General features: G+C 69.1%; 22 protein-coding genes. 2 read left to right on the top strand and 20 right to left on the bottom strand.

Translation table 11 applies throughout. From position 1 onward, the window contains the following. Positions 1-72: 72 nt before the first annotated feature. From aroB to ACWD4G_RS01990, 16 genes are all read right to left on the bottom strand, one after another. A complete protein-coding gene (aroB, locus tag ACWD4G_RS02065; RefSeq protein ID WP_451290160.1) occupies positions 73-1,164 on the bottom strand; it encodes a 3-dehydroquinate synthase in 1,092 nt (363 codons plus the stop codon). Then, positions 1,161-1,670 (bottom strand): shikimate kinase, encoded by a 510-nt coding sequence (locus ACWD4G_RS02060; protein WP_451290285.1) that lies wholly within the window; start codon positions 1,668-1,670, stop codon positions 1,161-1,163. The genes aroB and ACWD4G_RS02060 overlap by 4 nt, the downstream gene beginning before the upstream one ends. A gap of 26 nt (positions 1,671-1,696) precedes the next feature. Beyond that, positions 1,697-2,881, bottom strand: a complete 1,185-nt coding sequence (gene aroC, locus ACWD4G_RS02055) for a chorismate synthase (RefSeq protein ID WP_451290159.1) — start codon at positions 2,879-2,881, stop codon at positions 1,697-1,699. A gap of 227 nt (positions 2,882-3,108) precedes the next feature. After that, entirely contained in the window at positions 3,109-3,567 is a 459-nt protein-coding gene (locus ACWD4G_RS02050; RefSeq protein WP_451290158.1) for a (2Fe-2S)-binding protein, read from the bottom strand. 27 nt (positions 3,568-3,594) lie between these two features. Next, positions 3,595-5,802, bottom strand: coding sequence for a molybdopterin cofactor-binding domain-containing protein (locus tag ACWD4G_RS02045; protein WP_451290156.1), 2,208 nt, complete (start codon positions 5,800-5,802; stop codon positions 3,595-3,597). A 155-nt stretch (positions 5,803-5,957) separates the two neighbouring features. After that, on the bottom strand, positions 5,958-6,797 hold the full coding sequence (locus ACWD4G_RS02040; RefSeq protein WP_451290154.1) for a shikimate dehydrogenase: 840 nt from the start codon (positions 6,795-6,797) through the stop codon (positions 5,958-5,960). After that, complete coding sequence (gene mltG, locus ACWD4G_RS02035) at positions 6,798-8,555, bottom strand: endolytic transglycosylase MltG (RefSeq protein WP_451290152.1); 1,758 nt, start codon at positions 8,553-8,555, stop codon at positions 6,798-6,800. 339 nt (positions 8,556-8,894) lie between these two features. Continuing rightward, on the bottom strand, positions 8,895-9,359 hold the full coding sequence (ruvX, locus tag ACWD4G_RS02030) for a Holliday junction resolvase RuvX (protein WP_451290284.1): 465 nt from the start codon (positions 9,357-9,359) through the stop codon (positions 8,895-8,897). Between the two features lie 73 nt (positions 9,360-9,432). Continuing rightward, on the bottom strand, positions 9,433-12,105 hold the full coding sequence (gene alaS, locus ACWD4G_RS02025; RefSeq protein WP_451290151.1) for an alanine--tRNA ligase: 2,673 nt from the start codon (positions 12,103-12,105) through the stop codon (positions 9,433-9,435). After that, positions 12,105-12,479, bottom strand: a complete 375-nt coding sequence (locus ACWD4G_RS02020) for a hypothetical protein (protein ID WP_451290150.1) — start codon at positions 12,477-12,479, stop codon at positions 12,105-12,107. Before ACWD4G_RS02020 ends, alaS begins: the two co-directional genes overlap by 1 nt. Positions 12,480-12,486: 7 nt before the next feature. Continuing rightward, positions 12,487-12,957: a DUF948 domain-containing protein gene (locus ACWD4G_RS02015; RefSeq protein WP_451290149.1), complete on the bottom strand. Its 471-nt coding sequence runs from the start codon at positions 12,955-12,957 to the stop codon at positions 12,487-12,489. A 224-nt stretch (positions 12,958-13,181) separates the two neighbouring features. Continuing rightward, positions 13,182-13,796 carry a 30S ribosomal protein S4 gene (gene rpsD / locus ACWD4G_RS02010; protein WP_009311313.1) on the bottom strand — a complete coding sequence of 205 codons (615 nt, stop codon included), beginning with the start codon at positions 13,794-13,796 and terminating at the stop codon, positions 13,182-13,184. Between the two features lie 303 nt (positions 13,797-14,099). After that, a complete protein-coding gene (locus ACWD4G_RS02005; protein WP_451290148.1) occupies positions 14,100-15,455 on the bottom strand; it encodes a replication-associated recombination protein A in 1,356 nt (451 codons plus the stop codon). A 43-nt stretch (positions 15,456-15,498) separates the two neighbouring features. Further along, the gene (locus ACWD4G_RS02000) at positions 15,499-16,140 is read right to left on the bottom strand and encodes a vitamin K epoxide reductase family protein (RefSeq protein WP_451290146.1); all 642 of its coding nucleotides are present in this window, start codon (positions 16,138-16,140) and stop codon (positions 15,499-15,501) included. Positions 16,141-16,553: 413 nt separating this feature from the next. After that, positions 16,554-17,816 (bottom strand): histidine--tRNA ligase, encoded by a 1,263-nt coding sequence (gene hisS / locus ACWD4G_RS01995; protein ID WP_451290145.1) that lies wholly within the window; start codon positions 17,814-17,816, stop codon positions 16,554-16,556. Between the two features lie 13 nt (positions 17,817-17,829). Next, on the bottom strand, positions 17,830-18,540 hold the full coding sequence (locus ACWD4G_RS01990; RefSeq protein ID WP_451290144.1) for an MBL fold metallo-hydrolase: 711 nt from the start codon (positions 18,538-18,540) through the stop codon (positions 17,830-17,832). Between the two features lie 236 nt (positions 18,541-18,776). Between ACWD4G_RS01990 and ACWD4G_RS01985 the strand changes: the two genes are divergently transcribed. Both ACWD4G_RS01985 and ACWD4G_RS01980 read left to right on the top strand, forming a co-directional pair. Beyond that, entirely contained in the window at positions 18,777-19,613 is an 837-nt protein-coding gene (locus ACWD4G_RS01985) for a peptidylprolyl isomerase (protein WP_451290143.1), read from the top strand. A gap of 136 nt (positions 19,614-19,749) precedes the next feature. After that, complete coding sequence (locus tag ACWD4G_RS01980) at positions 19,750-20,979, top strand: DUF349 domain-containing protein (protein ID WP_451290142.1); 1,230 nt, start codon at positions 19,750-19,752, stop codon at positions 20,977-20,979. A 141-nt stretch (positions 20,980-21,120) separates the two neighbouring features. On the opposite strand, the gene ACWD4G_RS01975 is transcribed toward ACWD4G_RS01980, so the two are convergent. From ACWD4G_RS01975 to secF, 4 genes are all read right to left on the bottom strand, one after another. Continuing rightward, positions 21,121-23,706 carry a RelA/SpoT family protein gene (locus ACWD4G_RS01975; RefSeq protein ID WP_451290140.1) on the bottom strand — a complete coding sequence of 862 codons (2,586 nt, stop codon included), beginning with the start codon at positions 23,704-23,706 and terminating at the stop codon, positions 21,121-21,123. A gap of 200 nt (positions 23,707-23,906) precedes the next feature. Then, complete coding sequence (locus tag ACWD4G_RS01970) at positions 23,907-24,287, bottom strand: hypothetical protein (RefSeq protein ID WP_451290139.1); 381 nt, start codon at positions 24,285-24,287, stop codon at positions 23,907-23,909. A gap of 178 nt (positions 24,288-24,465) precedes the next feature. Then, positions 24,466-25,014, bottom strand: coding sequence for an adenine phosphoribosyltransferase (locus ACWD4G_RS01965; RefSeq protein ID WP_451290137.1), 549 nt, complete (start codon positions 25,012-25,014; stop codon positions 24,466-24,468). Beyond that, the gene (secF, locus tag ACWD4G_RS01960; RefSeq protein ID WP_451290136.1) at positions 25,011-26,105 is read right to left on the bottom strand and encodes a protein translocase subunit SecF; all 1,095 of its coding nucleotides are present in this window, start codon (positions 26,103-26,105) and stop codon (positions 25,011-25,013) included. Before secF ends, ACWD4G_RS01965 begins: the two co-directional genes overlap by 4 nt.

The raw sequence follows: 26,105 nt of genomic DNA, 5'->3' as shown, positions 1-26,105 counted from the left end.
CCGGGAACGGTCCCCCGTGCCCAAGTGGCCATGAACACAAGGCGAATCGGGCATGCGGCGCCTGAACGGGCGTTACTGGCCCACTTCGCCGTAGGCGGCGAGGAGTACGGCGGGGTCGGGGCCCTCCAGGACGGTGGGCTTGGCCAGTCCGTCGAGGACGATGAAGCGCAGCAGGTCGCCCCGGGACTTCTTGTCGACCTTCATGGTCTCCAGCAGCTTGGGCCACTGGTCATGGCGGTAGTGCAGGGGAAGGCCGACGGATTCCAGGACCGTACGGTGTCTGTCCGCCGTCGCGTCGTCCAACCGGCCCGCCAGACGCCCCAGTTCGGCCGCGAAGTGCATGCCCACCGACACCGCCGCGCCGTGCCGCCACTTGTAGCGCTCGTTCTTCTCGATGGCGTGGGCGAGGGTGTGCCCGTAGTTGAGGATCTCGCGGCGGCCGGATTCCTTCAGGTCTCCGGAGACGACCTCGGCCTTGACCCTGATCGAGCGTTCGATCAGTTCCGCCGTGTGCGGGCCCGCGGGGGTGCGGGCGGCCTGCGGGTCGGCCTCGATCAGGTCCAGGATCACCGGGTCGGCGATGAAACCGGCCTTGATGATCTCCGCCAGTCCGGACACGTAGTCGTTGACCGGGAGCGAGTCGAGGGCGGCCAGGTCGCACAGCACCCCGGCCGGCGGGTGGAAGGAGCCCACCAGGTTCTTGCCCTCGGCGGTGTTGATGCCGGTCTTGCCGCCGACGGCCGCGTCGACCATGGCCAGCACGGTGGTGGGGATGGCGATCCAGCGCACCCCGCGCAGCCAGGTCGCCGCCACGAACCCGGCGAGGTCCGTCGTGGCGCCGCCGCCCACTCCGACGATGACATCGGTGCGGGTGAACCCGGACTGGCCCAGCGCCTTCCAGCAGTAGGCGGCGACCTCGGCGGTCTTGGCCTCCTCCGCGTTCGGCACCTGGATCGCCACGGCGTCGTAGCCCTGCTCGGCGAGGTCGGCGCGGATCGCCTCGCCGGTGCCGTCCAGCGCCTCGGGGTGGATCACCGCGACCCGCTTGGCCCTGTCGCCGATCAACCCGCGGAGTTCCCCGAGGAGTTGACGTCCGACCAGGACCTCGTACGGCTCGGTGCCCGCCGAGCCGCCGACCTGGATTCGGGTCACTGTCTCGCTCATGCTTCCTTCAACTCCAGGGCGTCCAGGGCGTTTTGGGTGACTTCCTCGGGCGTGCGGCCGTCCGTGGGCACGACGGCCGTGGCGACCTCCTCGTAGAGGTGACGCCGGGCCTCCATCAGCTCCCGCCACTGCTTGCGGGGGTTGACGGCGAGCAGCGGGCGCGCGGTGTTCAGGCCGGTGCGCTTGACCGCTTCCTCGACGTCCATGGAGAGGTAGACGACACGCTGCCCGGCGAGCAGGCCGCGTGTGTCCGCGTCGAGGATCGCGCCGCCGCCGAGGGCGAGGACGCCGTCGTGTTCGGTCAGCGCCGTGCGCACCGCCCGCTTCTCGATGGCGCGGAACGCGGGCTCGCCCTCGTCGACGAAGATCTCCGCGATCGCGCGGCCCTGCTCGGCCACGATGTCGTCGTCGGTGTCGCGGTACTCGACGCCGAGCCGCTCGGCGAGCATCCGGCCGACGGTGGACTTGCCGACGCCCATGGGGCCGACCAGTACGACCACAGGCATCGGGGTCACCGGATCAGGCATCGGGGTCACCGGATCGCGAGGTTGTCGAGGTACGACCGCACGTTGCGGCGGGTCTCGGTGACGCTGTCGCCCCCGAACTTCTCCGCCACCGCGTCCGCCAGCACGAGGGCCACCATGGCCTCGGCCACGATCCCGGCCGCCGGTACGGCGCACACGTCGGAGCGCTGGTGGTGGGCCTGGGTCGCCTCGCCCGTGACCACGTCCACGGTCTGCAGCGCACGCGGCACGGTCGCGATGGGCTTCATGGCGGCGCGGACCCGCAGCAGCTCACCCGTGGTCAGACCGCCCTCCGTGCCACCGGAGCGCCCCGAGGCCCGCCTGATGCCCTCGTCGGTGGCCAGGATCTCGTCGTGCGCCTTCGAACCGGGCACTCGCGCCAGCTCGAAACCGTCGCCCACCTCGACACCCTTGATCGCCTGGATGCCCATCAGGGCGGCGGCGAGACGGGCGTCCAGCCGACGGTCCCAGTGGACGTGCGAGCCCAGGCCGACCGGCACGCCGTACGCCAGCACCTCGACGACACCGCCGAGGGTGTCGCCGTCCTTGTGGGCCTGGTCGATCTCCGCGACCATCGCCTTCGAGGCGTCCGCGTCCAGGCAGCGCACCGGGTCGGCGTCCAGCTGCTCGACGTCGGCCGGGGTCGGGTACACCCCGTACGGGGCCTTCGCGGCGGCCAGCTCCACGACATGGCTGACGATCTCGATGCCGGCCGTCTCCTTCAGATACGACCGGGCCACCGCGCCGAGGGCCACGCGGGCGGCGGTCTCACGGGCGGAGGCCCGCTCCAGGACCGGACGGGCCTCGTCGAAGCCGTACTTCTGCATGCCCGCCAGGTCGGCGTGGCCGGGGCGCGGACGGGTCAGCGGGGCGTTGCGGGCGAGACCGGCCAGCACCTCCGGGTCGACCGGGTCGGCGGCCATGACCTGCTCCCACTTCGGCCACTCGGTGTTGCCGACCATCACCGCCACGGGCGAGCCCATGGTCAGACCGTGCCGCACACCGCCGATGAAGGTGACCTCGTCACGCTCGAACTTCATGCGCGCACCGCGTCCATAACCGAGGCGCCGACGGGCCAGGTGGTCCGCCACCATCTCCGTGGTGATCGGCACACCGGCGGGAAGACCCTCCAGCGTCGCCACCAGTGCGGGACCATGGGACTCCCCCGCGGTCAGCCAGCGCAACCTGCTCAACGGTGCTCCTCAGTGCTCGCGCCCTCGTACTGCCTGCTGCCTTGGTGTACGCGCGTCCTCGCGTACGGCGACGGCGACCGGGTGCGCGGCCCCGGCACGCCACCTCCGATCCTCCCACGTCCGGGGCGGGAGCCGGTCACAGGTCCAGCAGACGGGACGGGCCGGATGCGCGGGGACGGCGTGGAGCCGCGCGGACGGACGGCCCGTGCGCGCGACACCGCGTCCGGTCACGCCATCTTCGCCGCCGCGCTCTTGATCGCCTCGCGGATGCGGAAGTACGTGCCGCAGCGGCAGACGTTCGCTATCTCGTCGATGTCGGCGTCGGTCGGGTTCTTCGTGCGCTTGAGAAGGGCGACGACGGCCATGATCTGGCCGGGCTGGCAGTAGCCGCACTGGGCGACGTCCTGTTCCAGCCACGCCTCCTGCACCGGGTGCAGTGTGTCGCCGTCGGCGAGCCCCTCGATGGTGGTGACCTCCCGGCCGGCCGCCTCGGCGACCGGAGTCACACAGGGCCGTATCGCCTCGCCGTCGAGGTGGCTGGTGCAGGCCTTGCAGACGTCGATGCCGCAGCCGTACTTGGGGCCTCGGACGCCGAGCAGATCGCGCAGCGCCCACAGCAGGGGCAGGTCGTCGGGTGCGTCGACGGTGACGGTCTCGCCGTTGACGGTGAAGGTGTGGGACGGCATGGATGTGCTCCTGGTACCGGGCGGGACTCAGCGGGGGAACGGGGTGAAGTCCACGTCGAAGTTGATCGGGAAGCTGCGGGGCCGGGTGCCGGTGGCGCGCGCGTAGGCGTTGGCAATGGCGCCGACGGCCGCCGGGACGCCGAGTTCGCCCGCGCCGCCCGGCTCGTCGGCGCCCTCGATGACGTAGATCCTGACGTCCTTCGGGGAGTCCTTCTGGCGGGCGTAGTGGAACTGCGAGTAGCTGCCCTCCAGTGGTAGCCCCTCGTCGATGTGGAGCCCGGCGCGCAGGGTGGTGGAGATGGCGTCGGTGAGCCCGCCGAGCAGTTGGGCCTCCAGGCCGCGCGGGTTGATGACACGGCCCACGTCGGCCGCGATGACCGCCTTGGTGACCCGGGGTTTCTTCGGGTCGGTGGCGTCGATCTCGACCAGACAGGCCGTGCGGGCCTTGTACTCGTCGTGGAAGGCGACACCCTGGGCCCACCCGTCGGGCAGGCCGCGCCCCCACTCCCCTTCCTCGGCGACCTTGTCGAGCACGGCCCGCTGCCGAGCCGTCTTGAGGAACTCGCGCCGGAAAGCCACCGGGTCCTTGCCGAGCTTCGCCGCCAGTTCGTCGACGACGATCTCCTCGGCCCCGCGCGTGTTGGCCGAGTACACCGAGCGCCATGACCCGGTGTGCATCTTCAGCGTCACCTCGGTGAGCGCCTGCACGGTCACGCCGAAGTTGTACGGGGACTTCACCGTGGTCAGGAACAGGGTCTGGGCGAAGGTGGCGTTGCCGATGCCGCTGGGCAGGCTCGCCGCGGCGGCGGTGATCGCGTCGCCGAGCCCGTGGCGGAAGTCGGTCTCCACGGCGGCCACCTGGTGGGTGAAGGTGAGCACCTGCCCGGCCGCGTAGGTGGCGCGTATCCGGTGGTGGGTGGCGGGCCGCATCCGCCCGTGCCGCATGTCGTCGATCCGCGACCACATCAGCCGGATCGGCCGCCCGCTCTTCTTGGACACGACGGCCGCCTCCAGTGCGGCGTCGTGGAACAGGCGCCGCCCGAAGGACCCGCCCGACTGCACGACGTGCACCTTCACCTTGGACACGGGCAGTCCGACGGCCTTGGCGATGGCCGCCTGCGCGACGATCGGCGACTTCAGGCCCGACCACACCTCGGCGTCGTCACCGCGCACATCGGCCACCGCCGAGTTGGTCTCCAGGGGCGCATGACTGGCGAACGCGAAGTCGAACTCGCCCTCCACCTTCTTGACCAGCAGCCCGAGCACATCCAGCGACGGCGTGGCCGCCTTCAGCTTCGCCTTGATGTCGTCGTCCGACAGCGCGTCCACGGTTCCCGGGCCCCAGGTGACCTCCAGGGCCTCCTTGCCGTCGAGCGCCTGCCCGAACGTTTCCGCGACGACGGCGACACCCGTGTCGATGACGACGACGTCGAGCACACCGGGCATGGCCCGTACGGCGGCCTCGTTGTCGACCGACTTCACGGTGCCGTTGATCGTCGGCGGCCGACGCACCATGCAGGGCTTCGCGCCGGGCACATCGAGGTCGAGGGTGTACGCCTGCTTGCCGGTGACCAGGGCTCGGGCGTCGATCCGTGAGGTGGGGGTGCCGACGAGGGTGTGCTCGGACTCCTTCTTGGGGGTGACGGCGAGCGAACCGAGGTCGAGGGCGGCGGCCGCAGAGGACAGCGATCCATAGGAGGCGGTACGGCCGTCGGGTGCGACCACGACGCCTTGGCGGACCGTCAAGTCGCCTGCCTTCAGCCCCCATCGCTCGGCGGCGGCGCCCACCATCCGGGCCCGCGCGGCGGCGGCCGTGTGCCGTACCGGGTCGTACAGCGAACGGACGGAGTTGGAGGAGCCGGTGAGCTGATTGAAGAGCAACTCGGGCCGGGCGTCCTCCAGTTGGACGCGGACCCGGTCGAGCGGGGTGTCCAGCTCCTCGGCGACCAGCATCGCCACCGCCGTGGTGAGCCCCTGCCCGACCTCTTCCCTGGGCAGCCGGAAGTGGACGATCCCCTCGTCGTCGACGCTCAGCACCAGCATGTCGGCGGTGGGCTTCCCGGCGAGGATCAGCAGATCACCGAGATCGACGAGATCGGCCGGCGCGGGAAGCGTGGGTATCGCCCCCTCGGCGCTGCCGGGCGCATACGCGTCCAGCCCCACTTTGGTCGCGATGGCGAGCGAGGGCGCGGCCACCAGATAGGTGAGAAACCGGCGCCGGGAGTGACGTGACATAGGAACTCCGTTCGACGGCCCGCCTGCGTCGCCGGGCCGCCCCTGGATGATCGCCCCCGGTTACCAGGCGGTACAGCGCTTTCACGCAATCACCACAGCGAAACCCTGCCGCCCCGCCGCATCACGGGGCGGGCCCCCGGTCGTGCCCGGCCGCCTCAGCCCCGCTCCGCCAACGCCCGCTCCCCCGCCTGCCGCATGGCCCCCACCGGCGCGGTCGCGCACCCGGTCATCTGCTCGACCTGCGCAGCCGCCTGGTGCACCAGCAGATCCAGCCCGCTCACCACGGCCCCGCCGTACGCGGACCACCGGGCCGCGAGTTCGGTGGGCCAGGGCTCGTACAGCACGTCGAAGAGTGTCGCGGGCTTCTCCGGAACGGCACCGGACAGCGCGTCCGTGGCCCCGGCGGGTGTCGTCGCGATCACCAGCGGGGCGTTCAGCGCCCGCTCGGCGTTCCCCCAGTCCTCGGTGCGCACCTCGATGCCGAGCCGCTGCCCCCACTGGCGCATCTCGGCGGCCCGGGCCTCGCCCCGTACATACGCCACGACCTCCCCGGTACAGATCCGGGACAGCGCGGCCAGAGCGGACGAGGCCGTGGCGCCGGCCCCGAGGATCGCGGCGGACTCGACCTCCTCGATCCCCCGCTCGCGCAGCGCGGCGACCATCCCGGGGATGTCGGTGTTGTCCCCGACCCGCCGCCCGTCCTCGGTGAACAACAGCGTGTTGACCGCCTCGACGGAGGTCGCCGTCTCGCTGATCTCGTCCAGCAGCGGGATGACGGCACGTTTCAACGGCATGGTCAGCGACAGTCCGGCCCACTCCGGCCCGAGCTTCTCGACAAACCCGGGCAGCGCCTCCTCGTCGACCTCGAAGCGGTCGTACGACCAGTCGACGAGCCCCAGTTCGTCGTACGCGGCCCGATGCAGCACGGGTGAGAGCGAGTGGCCGATCGGGGAACCGAGCACGGCGGCCCGGTGCTTGCTGGTGGTGCGGCTCATCTACTGGTTCTGCGCTTTCTGGTACTTCTCGCGGTTCCTGTTGTGCTCTTCATTGGTCACGGCGAAGAGCGTCTCGTCCTCACTGACCGACACAAAGTAGTACCAGTCTCCCTTGGCCGGGTTGAGGGCCGCCTCTATCGCGACCTCACCGGGATTGTCGATCGGCCCGGGCGGCAGACCCTTGATCTTGTACGTGTTGTACGGGTCGTCGATCTGCCGCAGCGAGTCGACCGACCCCGTCGCCAGCTTGGACTCGCCGCGCAGGTAATTCACCGTCGAGTCGAAGTCGAGGAGACCGTATGTCTCGGTGTTGTTCGGGTCGAGCCGGTTGTAGACGACCCTCGCGACCTTTTCGAAGTCGTCCTTGGACTTGCCCTCCGCCTGGACGAGGGATGCCACGGTGAGTACCTGAAGCGGATTGTCGAGCTTCAGTTTCTCGGCCCTGTCCTCCAGGTCGAGTTCCTCGTATTTCGCCTTGGCGAGGTCCACCATTTCCTTCAGGACGTCCTTGGGCTTCATTCCCTTGGCGACCGGATAAGTGGACGGATAGAGGAATCCTTCCAGCGGGTCCTTGATGTCGTCGCTCTCGTTCGCCCAGTCGGGAAGGCCGAGGCTGTCCCACTCCTTCTCGGCGACCTCCTCGGTCGTGCCCTTCTCGACCCCGAGTTCCTTGTCGATCTTGGCGTAGACCGCGTTGTTCCGCTCGCCCTCGATGACGGTGAAGTTGTTCTGGCTCTTCGGGTCGAGCATCAGCGCGAGAGCGCTTTCGGCGGACATCTCCTTCTTGAGCAGATAGACACCCGCCTGAAGTGATTTCGCCTCCGGGTTCTGCGCCTGGGCGGCGGTGAACGCGTCAACGCTCTTGACGACCCCGGCCGCTTTCAGTTTCTGACCGATCGTCGACCCGAAATCACCCTTGGAAATGGTGACCGTCACGGTCTCGTTCGTGCCGCTCCCCGAATAGTCGGGAGCCTCGCCGAAACGGCTCTGATAAAACTGGTAGCCGAAATAGCTGACGCCGCCGATACCGCCGCCGAAGACCAGGACGACCACCAGGCAGGCGACACCATTGCGGCCCTTCTTACCGCCCTTGGCCGGTTTACCGGCCTTGCCTCCCCGGCTTTTTCGGTCGCCGCGTCCGCCGCGCTCCGCGGCCTCGTCGTCATCGACCTCGTCGGTTCCACCGGAGAAGAACGGATGGTCGTCCTGCTCCGCTCCGGCGTCCTGCTCGGCGGCCCGCCGCACCGGCTCGGGCTCCGCCAGGGGCACGGGATCGGGCTCCATGCCCCGGCTCGGGGGCGGCTCCGGCCGCTGATAGGGGTCGGGCGTGCCGTAGAAGTCCTGCTGCCCACCGCCATAGGCCATCGCCTGCTGCTGCCCCCCGTAGGGGTCGGCGGCATAGGGGCCCTGGGCAGTGTGCTGGTGCGTTCCTGCGGCCCAGCCGCCGTTGATCTGGTCGTACTGCTGGTCGTGACCGCCGTACTGCTGTGGGCCGGGGTACTGCTGCCCGGGGTCGCCGTACTCCTGCTGGTACTGCTGATGCGCGTAGACGTCCTGGTGACCGCCGCCCCAGCCGCCGTGTGCCTGGTGATCGTACGACTGCTGGTGCTGCTGCTCCGGGTAGTGCTGCTGAGGCTGGCCGCCGTAGGGGGACTGCCCGCCCGCCTGGGCCTGCTGTCCTCCCCATCCGCCATCCCCGTACAACGGGTCTTCCGGATGCCATGGTTCGGAGCCTGGGCCCCGGCCATATTCAGTCATCGATCCCCCTAGGGCCTGTCGTTCGGATCATGCCGGGGTCGCGGGGTGTGGCACGCACTCCCCCACTGCCTTAAGGGCGTGGGGCCCCCAGCCGCGTTGTCGTCAGTCGCCAACGCTCCGCGTTGGCTCCCTCCTCCGCCTTGCAGCTGCACGCACCACACCCCGCTCACCGGCAGTATCAAAGCGCCGTCGCCCGGAGTCGGCATGATCCGAACGACAGGCCCTGCGCCGCGAGGCGGCGGTCACGCGGGGAATGTGGCTCGGCTTTCGTCCCCGCCTCTTTTTGTGCGGTGGCTGTTCGAAGGCCACCGCATCGCGCGGAACGTTACCGTATCGCGATCAGATGACCACTTCGACGCCTTCTCCCGGAGCTTTACCTGACGCCCGCTCCGATTCCAGCGCCTGTTGGAGGATGATCACCGCGGCGGCCTGGTCGATCACCGACCTGCCCTTTTTCGACTTCACTCCAGAAGCGCGCAGCCCCTGTCCTGCCGTCACTGTGGTCATCCTCTCGTCGAGGAGTCTCACCGGAACGGGGGCGATCATGCGGGCCAGTTGCTGGGCGAAGCCCCGTACCTTGACGGCCGCCGGGCCCTCGCCCCCCTTGAGGGAGCGAGGCAGGCCGACGACGACCTCGATCGGCTCGTACTCCTCGACGAGTTGCCCCAACCGGCGTTGGGCCGCCGGGACATCACGTCCGGGAACCGTTTCGACGGGGGTGGCGAGGATGCCGTCGGGGTCGCAGGAGGCGACCCCGATCCGGGCGTCCCCGACGTCGATCGCGAGCCGACGGCCCCGGCGCATCACCGGGCCGTCGTCTTCGCTCGTGTGATCGGTCGCGTTCACCGGCTCACCCGGTCCATCGCTCCGACCGCGCTCACTTGGCCGTCTCGGTGACCAGGCGCTCGACCGCGGCCACGGCCTCGCCGATGGCGGCCGGGTTCTGGCCGCCGCCCTGGGCGACGTCGGGCTTTCCGCCGCCACCGCCGCCGAGGGTCTTGGCGGCCGTACGGACCAGGTCGCCGGCCTTGAGTCCGCGCTCACGGGCGGCCTCGTTGGTGGCGATGACCGTCAGCGGCTTGCCGTTCACCGTGGTGAACAGCGCGACCACGGCGGCCCGACCGCCCTGGATACGTCCGCGTACGTCGAGGACCAGCTTGCGGAGGTCGTCGGCGGTGGTGCCGTCCGGGACCTGACCGGTCACGAGGGCGATACCGCGCACGTCCTGGGCGGACTCGGCGAGACCGGCGGCGGCCTGCAGCACCTTCTCCGCGCGGAACTTCTCGATCTCCTTCTCGGCGTCCTTCAACTTGCCGAGCATGGCGGAGATCTTCTCCGGAAGCTCCTCCGGACGGCCCTTGATCAGCTCCTGGAGCTGGGCGACGACCGTGTGCTCACGGGCGAGGAAGTTGTAGGCGTCGACACCGACCAGGGCTTCGATACGGCGCACACCGGAGCCGATCGACGACTCGCCGAGCAGCTTGACCAGGCCGAGCTGGGCGGTGTTGTGGACGTGCGTGCCGCCGCACAGCTCCTTGGAGAAGTCGCCGATGGTGACGACGCGGACGCGCTCGCCGTACTTCTCGCCGAACTCTGCGATGGCGCCCTGCTTCTTGGCCTCGTCGATGCCCATGATGTCGGCGCGGACGTCGAGGTCACGGGCCAGCACTTCGTTGATCTTCTGCTCGACGTCGGTCATCACGGCCGTGGGCACGGCGGACGGGGAGCCGAAGTCGAAGCGGAAGCGGCCGGGCTGGTTCTCGGAACCGGCCTGGGCGGCCGTCGGGCCGAGGGCGTCGCGCAGGGCCTGGTGGGTGAGGTGGGTGGCCGAGTGGGCGCGGGCGATGGCCTTGCGGCGGAGGTTGTCGATCGAGGCGTGGGCCTTGGCGCCGACGGTGACCTCGCCGACCTGGACGACGCCCTTGTGGACGTAGACGCCCGGGACCGGCTTCTGGCAGTCGCGGATCTCGATGACGGCACCGGAGTCGACCTTGATCCGGCCGGTGTCGCCGATCTGGCCGCCGCCCTCGGCGTAGAACGGGGTGCGGTCGAGGACGATCTCGACCTCGTCGCCCTCGGTGGCGGCGGGCGAGGAGAGCCCGTCGACGAGGATGCCGACGACCGTGGACTCGCCATCGGTGCTGTCATAGCCGATGAAGTCGGTCTCGCCGGAGGTGTCGGCGATCTCGCGGTAGGCGCCGAGGTCGGCGTGGCCGGTCTTCTTGGCGCGGGCGTCGGCCTTGGCGCGGTCCCGCTGGTCCTTCATCAGCCGGCGGAAGCCGTCCTCGTCCACGGAGAGGCCCTGCTCGGCGGCCATCTCCAGGGTGAGGTCGATCGGGAATCCCCAGGTGTCGTGGAGCAGGAACGCCTTGTCGCCGGCGAGGACCTTGCCTCCGGAGGCCTTGGTCTCCGTGACGGCGGTGTCAAGGATGTTGGTGCCGGCCTTCAGCGTCTTGAGGAAGGCGTTCTCCTCGGCGAGGGCGACCTTCTCGATGCGCTCGCGGTCGGTGATCAGCTCGGGGTACTGCCGGCCCATCATGCCGATGACGACGTCGATGAGGTCCTGGACGACCGGGCCGGTGGCGCCGAGCAGGCGCATATTGCGGATGGCGCGGCGCATGATGCGGCGCAGGACATAGCCGCGGCCCTCGTTGCCAGGGGTGACGCCGTCGCCGATGAGCATCACGGCGGTGCGGATGTGGTCGGTGACCACGCGCAGGGAGACGTCGGAGTCCTTGGCGTCGCCGTAGCGGACACCGGTCAGTTCGGTGGCCTTGTTGATGACGGCCATGGAGGTGTCGATCTCGTACATGTTCTGCACGCCCTGCAGAATCATGGCGAGGCGCTCCAGGCCGAGGCCCGTGTCGATGTTCTTGCTGGGCAGCTCGCCGAGGATCTCGAAGTCCTCCTTGGAGGTGCCCTCGCCGCGCTCGTACTGCATGAAGACCAGGTTCCAGATCTCCACGTACCGCTCGTCGTTGACGGCCGGGCCGCCCTCGACGCCGAACTCGGGGCCGCGGTCGTAGTTGATCTCGGAGCAGGGGCCGCACGGGCCGGGGACGCCCATGGACCAGTAGTTGTCCTTCATGCCGAGGCGCTGGATGCGCTCCTTGGGCACGCCGATCTGCTCGTGCCAGATGCGCTCGGCCTCGTCGTCGTCCTTGTAGACGGTGATCCAGAGCTTCTCCGGCTCAAGGCCGTAACCGCCCTTGTCCTGGGGGCTGGTGAGCAGCTCCCAGGCGTGCTTGATGGCGCCTTCCTTGAAGTAGTCGCCGAAGGAGAAGTTGCCGCACATCTGGAAGAACGTGCCGTGCCGGGTGGTCTTGCCGACCTCCTCGATGTCCGGCGTGCGGACGCACTTCTGCACGCTGGTGGCGCGGGCGAAGGAGGGCTTGACCTCACCGAGGAAGTACGGCTTGAACGGGACCATGCCCGCGTTGACCAGGAGCAGAGTCGGGTCGTCCGCGATGAGCGACGCCGAAGGGACGACGGTGTGACCGCGCTCCTCGAAGAAGCTCAACCAGCGGCGGCGGATTTCAGCCGACTCCATCAGTGGTCCTCATTCCGGTTGTACGGGTACGACGAACTCTCGACGTACCTCGGATTCCTGCTGTACTTCGGGGTGTCGCTGTTCTCGATGGCGGCCACGCGCCGGGGGCCCGGAAGCTCCGGGAGCCGGTCGGGGTCGGCCTCGATGCCGAGTACCTCGCCCAACTCGGCTTCCCGCTGGGCCATGTTGTCGCGGACGTCGAGGGCGAAGCCGACGGCGCGGTCCTTGAGCCTGTGGCCCGCCTCGATCGCCTTGTTCGCCGCCTGGCCCGCGAGGTGCTCGGGGGTGAGCTGCTTCAGCTTGCGGTTGACCTTGGTGGTCGCCCACACTCCGGCGGCGACCCCTGTGGTGAACCAGAACGTACGGCGGAACATCGCTCGCTCAGCCCTTCTTCCGCTTGTCCCGTCGCGCTGCCGAAACCGTGCGGCCCACGATCACCGTACGCCGGGGCTCCTTGGCGGGCGCGGCGTCCTTGCGGCCGCCGATGGCCCGGCGGACGCCGTAGCCGAACGCGGCGACCTTGACGAGGGGGCCGCCGAAGGTGGAGGCGACGGTCGTGGAGAGCGCCGAGGCGTTCGACGTGACCTCCTGGACGTCGGACGCGATGGCGTCGACCCGGTCGAGCTGGGTCTGCGCGGAGCGGACGGCGGTGGAGGCCTCGGCGAGGAGGGGCACGGCCTGGTCGGTCACATCCGCGACGAGTTTGGTGGTCGCCTTGAGCGTCTGGGCCAGCCTCGCCAGCGCGACGGCGAGGAAGGAGACCAGGATCGCCCAGAAGACGGCCACCAGAATCCCGGCCACCTCTCCACCGGACACCGTGTGCCACCCGCTCCCTGGAACATGCCTGAACATCGAAAAGTCTGTTGCCGAGCCTATCGCGCCGGGGCTACCACTCCGTACCGCATTAATGCGTAAGCCGCGCGGGAAGAAGCGGCGCATCGGGCGGCCCGGACGACCGGGCCCGGACCCATCGGGACATCGGCGCCGGAAAGGCGAGAGCCCGCCGCCCCGCTCGCCTCGGAAGGCTGGGGGCGACGGGCCGACGCTCGGTGCTTACTACGTCCGTCGAACGAGGATCAACGGGCGTAGTACTCGACGACGAGCTGCTCGTCGCAGATGACCGGGACTTCCTTGCGGTTGGGCTCGCGGTCCAGGCGGAACGCCAGGGCCTTGAGGTTCACCTGGAGGTAGCGCGGGGTCTCGCCGTCCGCCGCGAAGCCACCCTCGCGGGCGATCTCGAACAGCGGCTTCTGACGGCTGCGCTCACGGACCATGACGACGTCGTCCGGCTTGACGCGGAAGGACGGCTTGTCGACCTTGTGGCCGTTGACCTCGATGTGGCCGTGGACGACCATCTGACGGGCCTGGTAGATCGTGCGGGCGATGCCCGAACGCAGGACCAGGGCGTCGAGACGGCGCTCCAGCTCGACGATCAGGGCCTCACCGGTCTTGCCCTGAACCTTGGAGGCGCGCTCGTAGGCGCGGACGAGCTGACGCTCGGAGATGTCGTACTGGGCGCGCAGACGCTGCTTCTCCAGCAGACGGACCTTGTAGTCCGAGTTCTGCTTGCGGCCACGGCCGTGCTCGCCCGGCGGGTAGGGGCGGGCCTCGAAGTACTTGACGGCCTTCGGGGTCAGCGCGATGCCGAGGGCACGCGACTTCTTGACCTTGGGGCGGGACTGGTTCGCCACTTTTTCCTTCTTTTCCTTGATTCGGCTGCCTCAGGGTTACGGGAGGTCGCATCCGCAGCCGGGGAATCCCGTCAGGTCCACGAGGGACTTGTCGGGTAGCCGCTCCCCTGGTCTGGGCACATACGTGCAGCACACGAACGGCCCACCGACCGCTTCCCGAGGCTTCGGGTGGTGGTGGGCTGCCCGCGACACCTACGACGGTGCGCGACGCTCCTGGATCACAGATCCGGCTGGTCGTCCCGCCTGAGGCGCCGACCGGAGCCGGACACGGGACGCAGCACTGTGGGGAAGTCTACAGGGGCTTCAGGACCGCTTTCGACCGAGGTGCTTCCTGGTCCACTCCACGGCGTCCGCGTACCGCGCCTCGGCGCCGTGTCTGGTCGGGCTGTAGTACTCCCGGTCCTTCAAGGCGTCCGGTGCGTACTGCTGCTCGGCGATGCCCTCGGCCAGGTCGTGCGGGTAGACGTACCCCTGGGCGTGCCCCAGTTTGGCGGCGCCCTTGTAGTGCCCGTCCCGCAGATGCATGGGCACCGGACCCGCGAGCCCCTTTCGTACGTCTTCCATGGCGGCGCCGATCGCGGTCGTCGCGGAGTTCGACTTGGGGGCGAGCGCGAGGGCGATGGTGGCGTGGCTGAGGGTGAGGGCGGCCTCCGGGAAGCCGATCATGGCGACGGCCTGGGCGGCGGCCACGGCTGTCGGCAGCGCGTTCGGGTCGGCGAGGCCGATGTCCTCGCTGGCGGAGATCATCAGTCGGCGGGCGATGAAGCGGGGGTCCTCGCCGGCCTCGATCATCCGGGCCAGATAGTGCAGGGCCGCGTCCACGTCGGAGCCGCGGATGGACTTGATGAGGGCGCTGGCCACGTCGTAGTGCTGGTCGCCGTCGCGGTCGTACTTCACGGCGGCCCGGTCGACGGTCTCCTCCAGCGTCTGGAGGCCGATCTCCTGTTCCCCCTTGTCGAGGGCGGCTCCGGCGGCGGCCTCCAGCGCGGTGAGGGCCCGGCGGGCGTCGCCGCCGGCGATCCTCAGCAGATGTGCCTCGGTGTCCTCGGGGAGGGTGACGGCGCTCTTGAGGCCGCGCTCGTCGGTGAGGGCGCGGCGGAGGAGGCCGCGCAGGTCGTCGTCCGTGAGCGGTTCGAGGGTGAGGAGGAGGGAGCGGGACAGGAGAGGGGAGATCACCGAGAAGTACGGGTTCTCGGTGGTTGCCGCGATGAGCGTGACCCAGCGGTTCTCGACGGCGGGGAGCAGGGAGTCCTGCTGGGCCTTGCTGAAGCGGTGGATCTCGTCGAGGAAGAGGACGGTCTCCTTGCCGAAGCCGCCGGTGGCGCGGCGGGCGCCGTCGATGACCGCGCGGACCTCCTTGACGCCGGCGGTGATCGCGGAGAGTTCGACAAAACGCTTGTTCGTCGCCTTCGACACGACGTACGCCAACGTCGTCTTGCCCGTGCCAGGCGGGCCCCAGAGGATCACGGAGGAGGGGCCGGCCGGGCCGCCGCCGGACTCGCCGACCAGCCTGCGCAGGGGTGAACCCGGCTTCAGCAGATGCTGCTGGCCGACGACCTCGTCGAGTGTGCGCGGACGCATACGAACGGCGAGGGGACTGCCGGCCGGGTCCTTCTCCTGGCGTTCCTCGGCGGCGGCGGTGAACAGATCGGGCTCCACGCTGAAACCCTAAAGGACGGCACTGACAATCCCCGCCGGGCGGTCAGCCGGTCCAGAAGTCCCACCAGCGGGTCAGGATCAGCATGCCGATGATCCCGATGTGCAGTACGGGCATGACCCAGGTGAACTCGCCGAAGAAGTTCTTCAGCAAGTTCGGCGCGGGCAGGAAGCCGTTGCGGATGTTGAACGAGGTCACGTACCAGAACATGATGATCGTCGCGACCCAGGCGAGGCTGCACCACAGGCACAGGGCGTTGATCCGGTACAGCGACTGGAACATCAGCCAGGCGCAGAAGCTCACGCCGAACAGACAGCCCGCGTTGAAGGTGAGCCAGTACCAGCGCGGGAAGGTCACCCGTGCGAGCAGGCTCATGCCGACGCAGATGACGATGCCGTAGGCGACGAGGCCGAGCATCGGGTTGGGGAACCCGAACACCGCCGCCTGGTCGCTCTTCATGATGTTGCCGCAGGACACGACCGGGTTGAGGCTGCACCCGGGGGTGAAGTTCGGGTCCTCCAGCAGCTTGAACTTGTCGATCGTGATGACCCATGCGGCGAGCAGTCCGGCGGCCCCGGTGATCAGCAGCAGTATCGCGAAGGCGCGACTGCCGCCCAGCGCGCGCGGGGCGCTGCCCATCTCTCGCTCCCGCTGAGCCGGAACATCCCTGACTGTCGTCTTGCTCATCACGCCGCATCCGTCACTTCGAAGAGGCCTCTGGGGCACGGTCATTGTGCCGTACACCCTCGCGCGTGCGCCGTTGGTTGGACATAAGTGTCGCCCCCGCCGCCCTTACCCGTTCCCCTCCCCAGGGGCTGCGCCCCTTCGACCCCGCCATTCCTGGGGGCTGCCGCCCCCAGACCCCTGCTTGGGGAGGGGCGGTTGCGGTGTGTGGGGATCTGCCCGACCGTCGTGGCTTGTCGCGCCCACGCGGCGGAGCCGCATATCGATGCAGCCCCGCGCCCCTTGCGGGCCTGCGGCCCGCATCTTCAGCCCGTCCGGCGTTTGAGGACGAGGCCGTTCGGCCGAAGCGGGGGTCTGGGGGCGGCAGCCCCCAGGGATGGGAACGGGTAAGGGCGGCGGGGGCGAGAAAGGCCGGCTCAGCCCAGCCGGGACTCCAGCTCCGCGACGATCTCGTTGACGCCGATGGCGACCTGGTCGCCGGACTCCATGTCCTTCAACTGAACGACGCCCTCGGCCAGGTCCCGCTCGCCCGCCACGATGGCGTAGCGCGCCCCGCTGCGGTTGGCGTTCTTCATGGCGCCCTTGAGCCCCTTGCCGCCGTACGCGAAGTCCGCCGCGATGCCCACCTTGCGCAGTTCGGTGACCTTGGCGAAGAGCACCCGACGGGCCTCTTCGCCGAGGGGCACGGCGAACACACTGGTGGACGCGGGGATTTCGAGCTCCACGCCCTCCGCCTCCAGCGCCAGGACCGTACGGTCGACGCCGAGGGCCCAGCCGACCGACGGCAGCGCGGGGCCGCCGATCATCTCGGAGAGGCCGTCGTAGCGTCCGCCGCCGCCCACCGCGGACTGGGAACCCAGACCGTCGTGGACGAACTCGAAGGTCGTACGCGTGTAGTAGTCCAGGCCGCGCACCAGCTTGAGGTCGTCCTCGAAGGCGACTCCGGCCGCCGTGATCAGCTCGCGCACCTCCTCGTGGTACGTCTTGCAGGCGTCGCAGAGGTAGTCGCGCAGGAGCGGAACGCCCGTCAACTGCTTCTGGACCGACTCCCGTTTGTCGTCGAGCACGCGCAGCGGGTTGATCTCGGCGCGGCGGAGGGTGTCCTCGTCCAGGTCGAGACCGCGCAGGAACTCCTGCAGGGCGGCCCGGTAGACGGGACGGCACTCCTTGTCGCCGAGGCTGTTGAGCAGGATGCGGAAGTTCCTGAGGCCGAGCGCGCGGTACGCCTGGTCGGCCAGGATGATCAACTCGGCGTCCAGCGCCGGGTCCTCGGCGCCGATGGCCTCGGCGCCGACCTGGGAGAAGTGCCGGTAACGGCCGGCCTGCGGCGCCTCGTAGCGGTAGTACGAGCCCGAGTACCAGAGCTTGACGGGGAGGTTGCCCTGCCGGTGCAGGCTAGCCTCCAGCGTGGCGCGCAGCACGGACGCGGTGCCCTCGGGGCGCAGGGCGAGCCTGTCACCGCCCTTGGTCTCGAAGGCGTACATCTCCTTGGTCACGATGTCGGTGGACTCACCGACACCGCGGGCGAAGAGCTCGACGTTCTCGAAGCCGGGTGTCTCGATGTAGCCGTAGCCGGAGTTCCTCAGCGGCTCGGCGATCGCCTCACGCACCGCGAGGAACCTCGCCGAGCGGGGCGGCAGCAGGTCGTACGTGCCCTTGGGGGCCTGAAAAGTGCTCACGGAAGGTCTCTCGTCACAATCCTCGTCGGGAAGCCTCGGGGGCTCCCTGGCCGCCGGCCGCCACCTGCCGCAGATACGGGTTGGTGGCGCGCTCCTGGCCGATGGTCGTCTGGGGGCCGTGGCCGGACAGGACCACGGTCGAGTCGTCGAGCGGCAGGCACACGCGGGCCAGCGAGTCGAGCATCTCGGCCATGTCACCGCCGGGCAGGTCGGTGCGTCCGATGGAGCCGGCGAAGAGCAGATCCCCGGAGAAGAACACGGAGGGGATCTCCGTGGTCTCGGGCATCCGGAAGGTCACCGACCCCTTGGTATGGCCGGGCGCGTGCGCGACGGACAGCTCCAGACCGGCCAGCTCCAGCCGGGCGCCGTCGGTCAGCTCCCTGACGTCGTCGGGCTCCCCGATGGTCAGCTCGCCCAGCAGCGGCATACCGATGGAACGGCCGAGCGCCTTCTCGGGGTCGCTCATCATGTACCGGTCCTGGGGGTGGACCCACGCAGGTACGTCGTGCGCGCCGCACACGGGGACGACCGAGGCCACATGGTCGAGGTGGCCATGGGTGAGGACGACGGCGACGGGCTTGAGCCGATGCTTCCTCAGCGTCTCCTCGACTCCCTGGGTGGCCTCGTGGCCCGGGTCGATGATCACGCACTCCTCACCGGCGGCGGGGGCGACCAGGTAACAGTTGGTCCCCCAGGCCCCGGCGGGGAACCCGGCAATGAGCACGATCGTCCTTCGATTCGTCGTACGAGGGCGGCTTGCGTCCGTCGCACGGAGTGGCTTGCTTCCGTCGTACGGGGATGACTCCTCCGTCGTACGGGACGGCTTGCTGTGGATCAGAGCCTACCGGCGCTGCCGTTTCCTCAGCGAACCCATATACGGTACGGGTCACACACAAACAGTCGACTCACGAGACGTGCGACGCACCTGTCGACGTACGAGACGTATGAGGAGAGAACCCGGTGGTCAGCCAGGAGCAGCGGCGGCGTCAGCTCGCCCGGGAGAAGTTCTTGCGGCAGCAGCAGCGGCGTACCGAGGCGCGGCGCAAGGCCCATGTCCGCAACGCCGTGGTCGCCTCGGTTCTGGGCGTCACCGTGGTGGGCAGTCTCGCGCTGTACACGACCGGGGTCCTCAAGGACGACGGCAAGAAGGACAACGCGAGCGCGGAGGTGACGCCGAGCGCGTCGCCGAGCAAGGCGCCGGACCCGTGCGAGAAGGCCGCCGCGGGCAAGGTCAAGGAGCTCACCTTCAAGAAGGAGCCCGAGATCACCATCGACAAGACCGCGAAGTACACGATGGATCTCCAGACGACCTGCGGTGACATCGACATAACGATGGACGCGGCGAAGGCCCCGCACACCGTGAACTCCTTCGACTTCCTCGTCAACCAGGGCTACCTGGATCACACGAAGTGCCACCGGCTCACCACGCAGGGCATCTACGTGCTGCAGTGCGGTGACCCGCAGGGCACGGGGATGGGCGGTCCCGGGTACACGATCCCGGACGAGAACCTGAAGGACTCGCGGCTGAAGGGCGATGTGTACCCGGCGGGCACGGTCGCCATGGCGAACCAGTACAACGGGCAGACCGGTGAGGGCAAGAACAGCGGCGGCAGCCAGTTCTTCCTGGTCTTCCAGGACAGTCCGCTTCCGGCCAACTACACGCCGTTCGGGACGGTCTCCGAGGCCGGTATGAAGGTCCTGAAGAAGATCGCCGACGCGGGTGAGAACACGGGCATGGGTGATGGGACGCCCAACGCGACCGTGGTGATCAACAAGGCGACTGTCAAGAAGTCCTGACAGTCTGCGGTGAAATTTCGGTCGCGCGGGATGCGGACAGGCAACCCGCCGGTCGCCTATGTTGGCCGTGACGAAACTGTGGACGATGCCCGGGGGAGCTTCAGGCCCCCCGCAGGCATCATGTGGAGGAGGCGCTGTGAGCAGCGACCCGTGGGGCCGCGTCGACGAGACGGGGACCGTGTACGTGCGTACGGCCGACGGTGAGCAGGTCGTCGGTTCCTGGCAGGCCGGCTCCCCCGAGGAGGCGCTGGCCTATTTCGAGCGCAAGTACGAGGGCCTGGTTGTCGAGATCGGCCTCCTCGAGAAGCGAGTGAAGACCACCGACCTGTCCGCGAAGGACGCGCAGACCGCGATCGACCACATCCGTGAGCAGGTCGACGCGCACCACGCGGTCGGTGACCTGGATGCGCTGAAGGTGCGGCTGGACAAGCTCGTCGAGACCGTCGAGTCGCGCCGTGAGGAGCGCAAGCAGCAGCGGGCGAAGCAGACGGACGAGGCCCGGCACGCCAAGGAGGCGCTGGTCGTCGAGGCGGAGGAGCTGGCCCAGTCCGAGCAGTGGCGGGCGGCCGGTGAGCGGCTGCGGGCCCTGGTGGACACCTGGAAGGGTCTGCCCCGGCTGGACCGCAAGTCGGACGACGAGTTGTGGCACCGCTTCTCGCATGCCCGCTCGGCGTTCTCCAAGCGCCGGAAGGCCCACTTCGCGCAGTTGGACGCGCAGCGTGAGGAGGCCCGCAAGACCAAGGAGAAGCTGGTCGCGGAGGCCGAGGCGCTGTCGGGTTCGACGGACTGGGGCCCGACGGCCGCGCGCTACCGCGAGCTGATGGCCGACTGGAAGGCCGCGGGTCGTGCGCAGCGTGAGCACGAGGACGACCTGTGGAACCGCTTCCGTGGCGCCCAGGACGTCTTCTTCGCCGCCCGTAGCTCCGTGTTCGCCGAGCGTGACGCGGAGCAGGCCGAGAACCTCAAGCTCAAGGAGGAGCTGGCCGAGGAGGCGGAGAAGATCCTTCCGGTGACGGATCTGAAGGCGGCCCGTGCGGCCTTCCGTTCGGTCAACGAGCGGTGGGAGGCCATCGGTCATGTCCCGCGTGACGCCCGTCCGAAGATCGAGGGCCGGATGCACGCCGTCGAGCGGGCCATCCAGGAGGCCGAGGAAGCGGAGTGGCGCCGTACCAACCCGGAGGCGCGCGCCCGCGCCGAGGGCCTGACGGGCCAGCTCCAGGCGGCGGTGGACAAGCTGAAGAACCAGATCGAGCAGGCTCGCGCCCAGGGCAACAACGCCAAGGCCGACAAGCTGGAGAAGGAGCTGGAAGGCCGCCAGGCGCTGTTGGACCAGGCTCTGCGGGGTCTGCAGGAGTTCAGCGGCTGAGCAGCTGGGTCAGCCTGTGGCCGACGGGCCGATGAACGGCGGAAGAGGGCCACCCGAGAAATCGGGTGGCCCTCTTCTTTGTCTGTCATCGGCCTGTCGGCCCTGGCCCGCCCCGTCTGCCGGCCGGTCTCTCGGCCCGCCCTAGCCCGGCCTGCGGGCCGACGTCACGCGGTAGACGTCGTAGACGCCCTCCACGCCACGTACGGCCTTCAGGACGTGGCCCAGGTGCTTGGGGTCGCCCATTTCGAAGGTGAAGCGGGAGGTGGCGACGCGGTCGCGGGAGGTCTGGACGGCGGCCGAGAGGATGTTGACGTGCTGGTCGGAGAGGACCCGGGTGACGTCCGACAGCAGCCGTGAACGGTCCAGGGCCTCGACCTGTATGGCGACGAGGAAGACCGAGGACTGGGTGGGGGCCCACTCGACGTCGAGGATGCGCTCGGGTTCACGGGAGAGCGACTCGACGTTGACGCAGTCGCTGCGGTGAACCGATACGCCACTGCCCCGGGTGACGAAGCCGATGATGGGGTCGCCGGGGACGGGCGTACAGCAGCGGGCGAGCTTGACCCAGACGTCCTCGACGCCCTTGACGACCACACCGGGGTCGTTGCTGCCGCGCCGCTTGCGGCTACGGCCGCGGGTGGGCGGTACGGCCTCGTCGATCTCCTCGGTGGCCGCCTCCTCGCCGCCGAGGGCCTGGACGAGCTTCTGCACCACGCTCTGCGCGGAGACATGGCCCTCGCCTATGGCCGCGTAGAGGGCGGAGATGTCGGGGTAGCGCATCTCGTGCGCGAGGGTGACCAGGGAGTCGCCGGTGAGGATGCGCTGGATCGGCAGGTTCTGCTTGCGCATGGCGCGGACGATGGCGTCCTTGCCCTGCTCTATGGCCTCGTCACGGCGCTCCTTGGAGAACCAGGCGCGGATCTTGTTGCGGGCACGCGGTGACTTGACGAAGCCGAGCCAGTCGCGGGACGGGCCGGCGCCGGGCGCCTTGGAGGTGAAGACCTCCACCAGGTCGCCGTTGTCCAGGGTGGATTCGAGGGGGACGAGGCGGCCGTTGACGCGGGCGCCGATCGTGCGGTGGCCGACCTCGGTGTGAACGGCGTACGCGAAGTCGACGGGGGTGGCGCTGGCCGGCAGCGCTATGACGTCGCCCTTCGGAGTGAAGACGAAGACCTCGTTGCGGGACAGGTCGAAGCGCAGGGACTCCAGGAACTCGCCCGGGTCCTCGGTCTCCTTCTGCCAGTCCAGCAGTTGGCGCAGCCACGCCATGTCGTTGAGGTGATCGTCCTTGCCGGTGCTCTTCGGGGCGTCCGTACGCACCTTGGAGGCACCGGCGACGGCCTCCTGCTTGTACTTCCAGTGCGCGGCGATGCCGTACTCGGCGCGGCGGTGCATGTCGAACGTTCGGATCTGGAGTTCGACGGGCTTGCCGTTGGGCCCGATGACCGTTGTGTGCAGCGACTGGTACATGTTGAACTTGGGCATCGCGATGTAGTCCTTGAACCGGCCGGGGACCGGGTTCCATCGCGCGTGCACGGTGCCGAGGGCGGCGTAGCAGTCGCGGACGGTGTCCACGAGGACGCGGATGCCGACGAGGTCGTAGATCTCCGCGAAGTCACGACCGCGCACGATCATCTTCTGGTAGACGCTGTAGTAGTGCTTCGGGCGGCCGGTGACGGTGGCCTTGATGCGGGCGGCCCGCAGGTCCTGCTGGACCTCGTCGGTCACTATGGCCAGGTACTCGTCACGCTTCGGTGCCCTCTCGGCCACCAGCCGGACGATCTCGTCGTACATCTTGGGGTAGAGGATCGCGAAGGCGAGGTCCTCCAGCTCCCACTTGATGGTGTTCATGCCCAGGCGATGGGCGAGCGGCGCGTAGATCTCCAGGGTCTCGCGCGCCTTCTTCTCCTGCTTCTCGCGCTTGAGGTAGCGCATGGTGCGCATGTTGTGGAGGCGGTCGGCGAGCTTGATGACCAGGACGCGGGGGTCCTTGGCCATGGCGACGACCATCTTGCGCACGGTCTCGGCCTGGGCGGCCTCGCCGAACTTGACCTTGTCCAGCTTGGTAACGCCGTCGACGAGGAGGGCAACGGAGTCGCCGAAGTCGCGGCGGAGCTGGTCGAGGCCGTACTCGGTGTCCTCGACCGTGTCGTGCAGCAGGCCCGCCATCAGGGTGGCCGGGTCCATGCCCAGCTCGGCGAGGATCGTGGTCACGGCAAGGGGATGGGTGATGTACGGGTCGCCGCTCTTGCGCTTCTGGCCGCGGTGCCAGCGCTCGGCGACCTGGTACGCCTTCTCGATCTGGCGCAGCGTCGACGTCTCGATCTTCGCGTCGTTGCTGCGGACGATACGCAGCAACGGCTCCAGGACCGGGTTGTACGGGTTGGAGCGCTGGACGCCGAGGCGGGCGAGGCGGGCGCGTACGCGGTTGGAGGAGCCGGAGCGGGCGGGCTGGCCGGTGGCCGAGGGGCGGGTCGGCGGCGCGGGGGCGGGAGCGGGGGCCGGCGCGGGGCGCTCGGGAGGGGCGGCCGGGGTGGGGCGCGGCTGCTCGGCGGCCTTGTCGGCGGGCCCGGGGTGGGCGTGCCGGACCGGGCCCTTCGCGGAGGTCGTGGACGCCGCGGGGTTGGTCGCCTGCGCCGGCTTCGTCGCGTTCGGCGCGGGCTTGGCCGCTGGGCCCGAGGCGGAATCGGGCTTGGCGGCGGTCAGGTGCTGGGCCTCGTCTGCCAAGAGGGCTCCTCGTACGCGATCCGGGTCCCCCGGTCAGGCTCCGGAGACCCCATGGTAGCGATCCATCGCGCCAGGATCGCCTTCAGGCCACTGTGAGGGCGGTACACCCGAGAAACACCAGAGGCGAACCCTGGATTCCTGGGGGTCCGCCTCGGGGTGGGATGGGGGGTTGGTGGGTGCGGTTCAGGGGCGGGTCGGGGTTACTTCCACTTGAGCATGGCGAAGCCCTTGATCTGGATCTCCTTGTAACCCGCGGCGTTGCCCCAGGGCACATCCCGGAAGGCCCCGGACTTGCCGCAGAGCGGCTTGGTCCACTTCACCCTCTGCCGCTTGTCGTTGTACTTGACCTTCACACAGGGCGTGCCCTTCTCGGCGATCCAGTCGTACTTGACCTGGGCGCCCACATAACCCCAGGTGGGGCAGCTGTATGTGGACTTCGTCCACTTGCCGGGAACGCCGACGGCGTTGTGCCAGCCGCATTTCTTGGCCTTGGCCGCCGCTGCCGCGGTGGATGCGGGGAAGGCGCTCGTCGGAGCTGCGGCTCCGGTCAGAGTCGCGACCGAGACGACGGCGAGAGCCACGCTTGCGAACCTGGTGGTGATCGACATTTCCTACCCGTTCAGTCCCCTTGCGGGGCGCTTGAGAATGATCAAGCTGTGAACGGCGCGGATGTCCTTGCGGTCACTCAGTCGGCCCACAACGGGTGACGGGCGCCCCGGGGAATCCCGGAGCGCCCGCCGTGTGGTCATACCGGCCTGCTCAGACGGTGATCAGTGCCTCCAGCGGCGCCCCGTCCAGCGTCGCCTCCAGCCGCTGCCGTCCCGGCAGGAACGACAACTCCATGAGGACCGAGATACCGGCGACGTCCCCGCCCGCGCGGCGGATCAGCTGCACGGCCGCCTCCGCCGTGCCGCCGGTGGCCAGGACGTCGTCGATGACCATGACGCGGTCACCGGCGGTGATGTCCTCGGCGTGCACCTCGATCTCGGCCGAGCCGTACTCCAGGTCGTACGCCTGGCTGAGGGTGGCTCCGGGGAGCTTGCCCGCCTTGCGTACGGGGATGAAGCCGACCCCGGCCCGGATGGCGGCCGGAGCGCCGAGGATGAAGCCCCGGGCCTCCAGGCCGACGATCTTCGTGGCGCCGTGCCGCACGGTCAGCTCCGCCAGCGCGTCCGTCAGCGCGGTGAACGCCGCCGGGTCCGCCAGCAGTGGGGTGATGTCCTTGAACATCACTCCCGGCTCGGGGTAGTCCGCGACATCACGGATACGGCTGAGCAGCAGTGTGGAGATTTCTGCGAGCTCGGTCATCGCCGCTTACCGCCCCGGCCGCGGCTGCGGGTCCCGGACTGGGCGCGCGGACCGACCACCGCGGGGGTGGCGTCCTCGTGCTCGTCGTCGCGGGGTCCGTCGGCGGCCAGCTCCGCGTCGTGCTCGGCCTGGGCACGCTTGGCGAGGACGCGCTTCTTCAGGGCCTTCAGCTGCGGATCGCGCTCCTTGAGGTCGGCGACGAGCGGCGTGGCGATGAAGATCGAGGAGTACGCACCGGCCGCGAGACCGACGAACAGCGACAGCGAGATGTCGTTGAGCATGCCCGCGCCGAGGACACCACCACCGATGAAGAGCAGACCGGCGACGGGCAGCAGCGCGACCACCGTGGTGTTGATGGACCGCACCAGGGTGCTGTTGATCGAGCGGTTGGCGACGTCGCTGTAGGTCCAGCGGGTCTGCTTGGTGATGTCCTTCGTCTGCTCCTTGAGGCTGTCGAAGACGACGACTGTGTCGTAGAGCGAGTAACCGAGGATCGTCAGCAGACCGATCACCGTGCCCGGTGTCACCTCGAAGCCCACGAGGGCGTAGATGCCGACGGTGATGGTGATGTCGTGGATCAGGGCGACGAACGCGGCGACGGCCATGCGCCACTCGAACGCGATCGCCAGATAGATCACCACGAGGACCAGGAAGATCCCGAGGCCCTGCCAGGCCTTGTTGGCGATCTGGTCACCCCAACTGGGCCCGACCAGATCGGCGTTGATCTTCTCCGCGTCGATCTTGAGGTCCTCGGCGAGCGTCTGCTTGATCTCGTCGGCCTTGCCGGTGTCGACGCCGGAGATCTGGATGCGCAGGGTGTCGTTGCCGAGCTTCTGCACGATCGCCTGGTGGCCGGAGGCCTCCGTGGCGTACTCCTCCGCCTGGGACACCGAGACGCTCGTCTTCGGTGTGGTGAAGACGGCGCCGCCCTGGAACTCGATGCCCATGTTGAGGCCGCGCACCGCCAGGCCGACGATGGCCGTGATGGTGATCAGGATCGAGATGCCGTACCAGATCTTGCGGTTACCGACGAAGTCGTAACCGACCTCGCCGCGGTGGAGTCGGGCTCCGAGGTCGCCGAGCTTCGACAT

This window comes from Streptomyces sp. NPDC002643, from assembly GCF_053592555.1.
This window is presented reverse-complemented; position numbering and strand designations above follow the sequence as displayed.

Bases quoted from the DNA above. Each gene is read 5' to 3' on its own strand.
- aroB (WP_451290160.1), bottom strand. From the start codon at position 1,164: ATGAGCGAGACAGTGACCCGAATCCAGGTCGGCGGCTCGGCGGGCACC.
- ACWD4G_RS02060 (WP_451290285.1), bottom strand. From the start codon at position 1,670: ATGCCTGTGGTCGTACTGGTCGGCCCCATGGGCGTCGGCAAGTCCACC.
- ACWD4G_RS02050 (WP_451290158.1), bottom strand. From the start codon at position 3,567: ATGCCGTCCCACACCTTCACCGTCAACGGCGAGACCGTCACCGTCGAC.
- ACWD4G_RS02045 (WP_451290156.1), bottom strand. From the start codon at position 5,802: ATGTCACGTCACTCCCGGCGCCGGTTTCTCACCTATCTGGTGGCCGCG.
- ACWD4G_RS02040 (WP_451290154.1), bottom strand. From the start codon at position 6,797: ATGAGCCGCACCACCAGCAAGCACCGGGCCGCCGTGCTCGGTTCCCCG.
- mltG (WP_451290152.1), bottom strand. From the start codon at position 8,555: ATGACTGAATATGGCCGGGGCCCAGGCTCCGAACCATGGCATCCGGAA.
- ruvX (WP_451290284.1), bottom strand. From the start codon at position 9,359: ATGCGCCGGGGCCGTCGGCTCGCGATCGACGTCGGGGACGCCCGGATC.
- alaS (WP_451290151.1), bottom strand. From the start codon at position 12,105: ATGGAGTCGGCTGAAATCCGCCGCCGCTGGTTGAGCTTCTTCGAGGAG.
- ACWD4G_RS02020 (WP_451290150.1), bottom strand. From the start codon at position 12,479: ATGTTCCGCCGTACGTTCTGGTTCACCACAGGGGTCGCCGCCGGAGTG.
- ACWD4G_RS02015 (WP_451290149.1), bottom strand. From the start codon at position 12,957: ATGTTCAGGCATGTTCCAGGGAGCGGGTGGCACACGGTGTCCGGTGGA.
- ACWD4G_RS02000 (WP_451290146.1), bottom strand. From the start codon at position 16,140: ATGAGCAAGACGACAGTCAGGGATGTTCCGGCTCAGCGGGAGCGAGAG.
- ACWD4G_RS01965 (WP_451290137.1), bottom strand. From the start codon at position 25,014: ATGACCGAGCTCGCAGAAATCTCCACACTGCTGCTCAGCCGTATCCGT.
- secF (WP_451290136.1), bottom strand. From the start codon at position 26,105: ATGTCGAAGCTCGGCGACCTCGGAGCCCGACTCCACCGCGGCGAGGTC.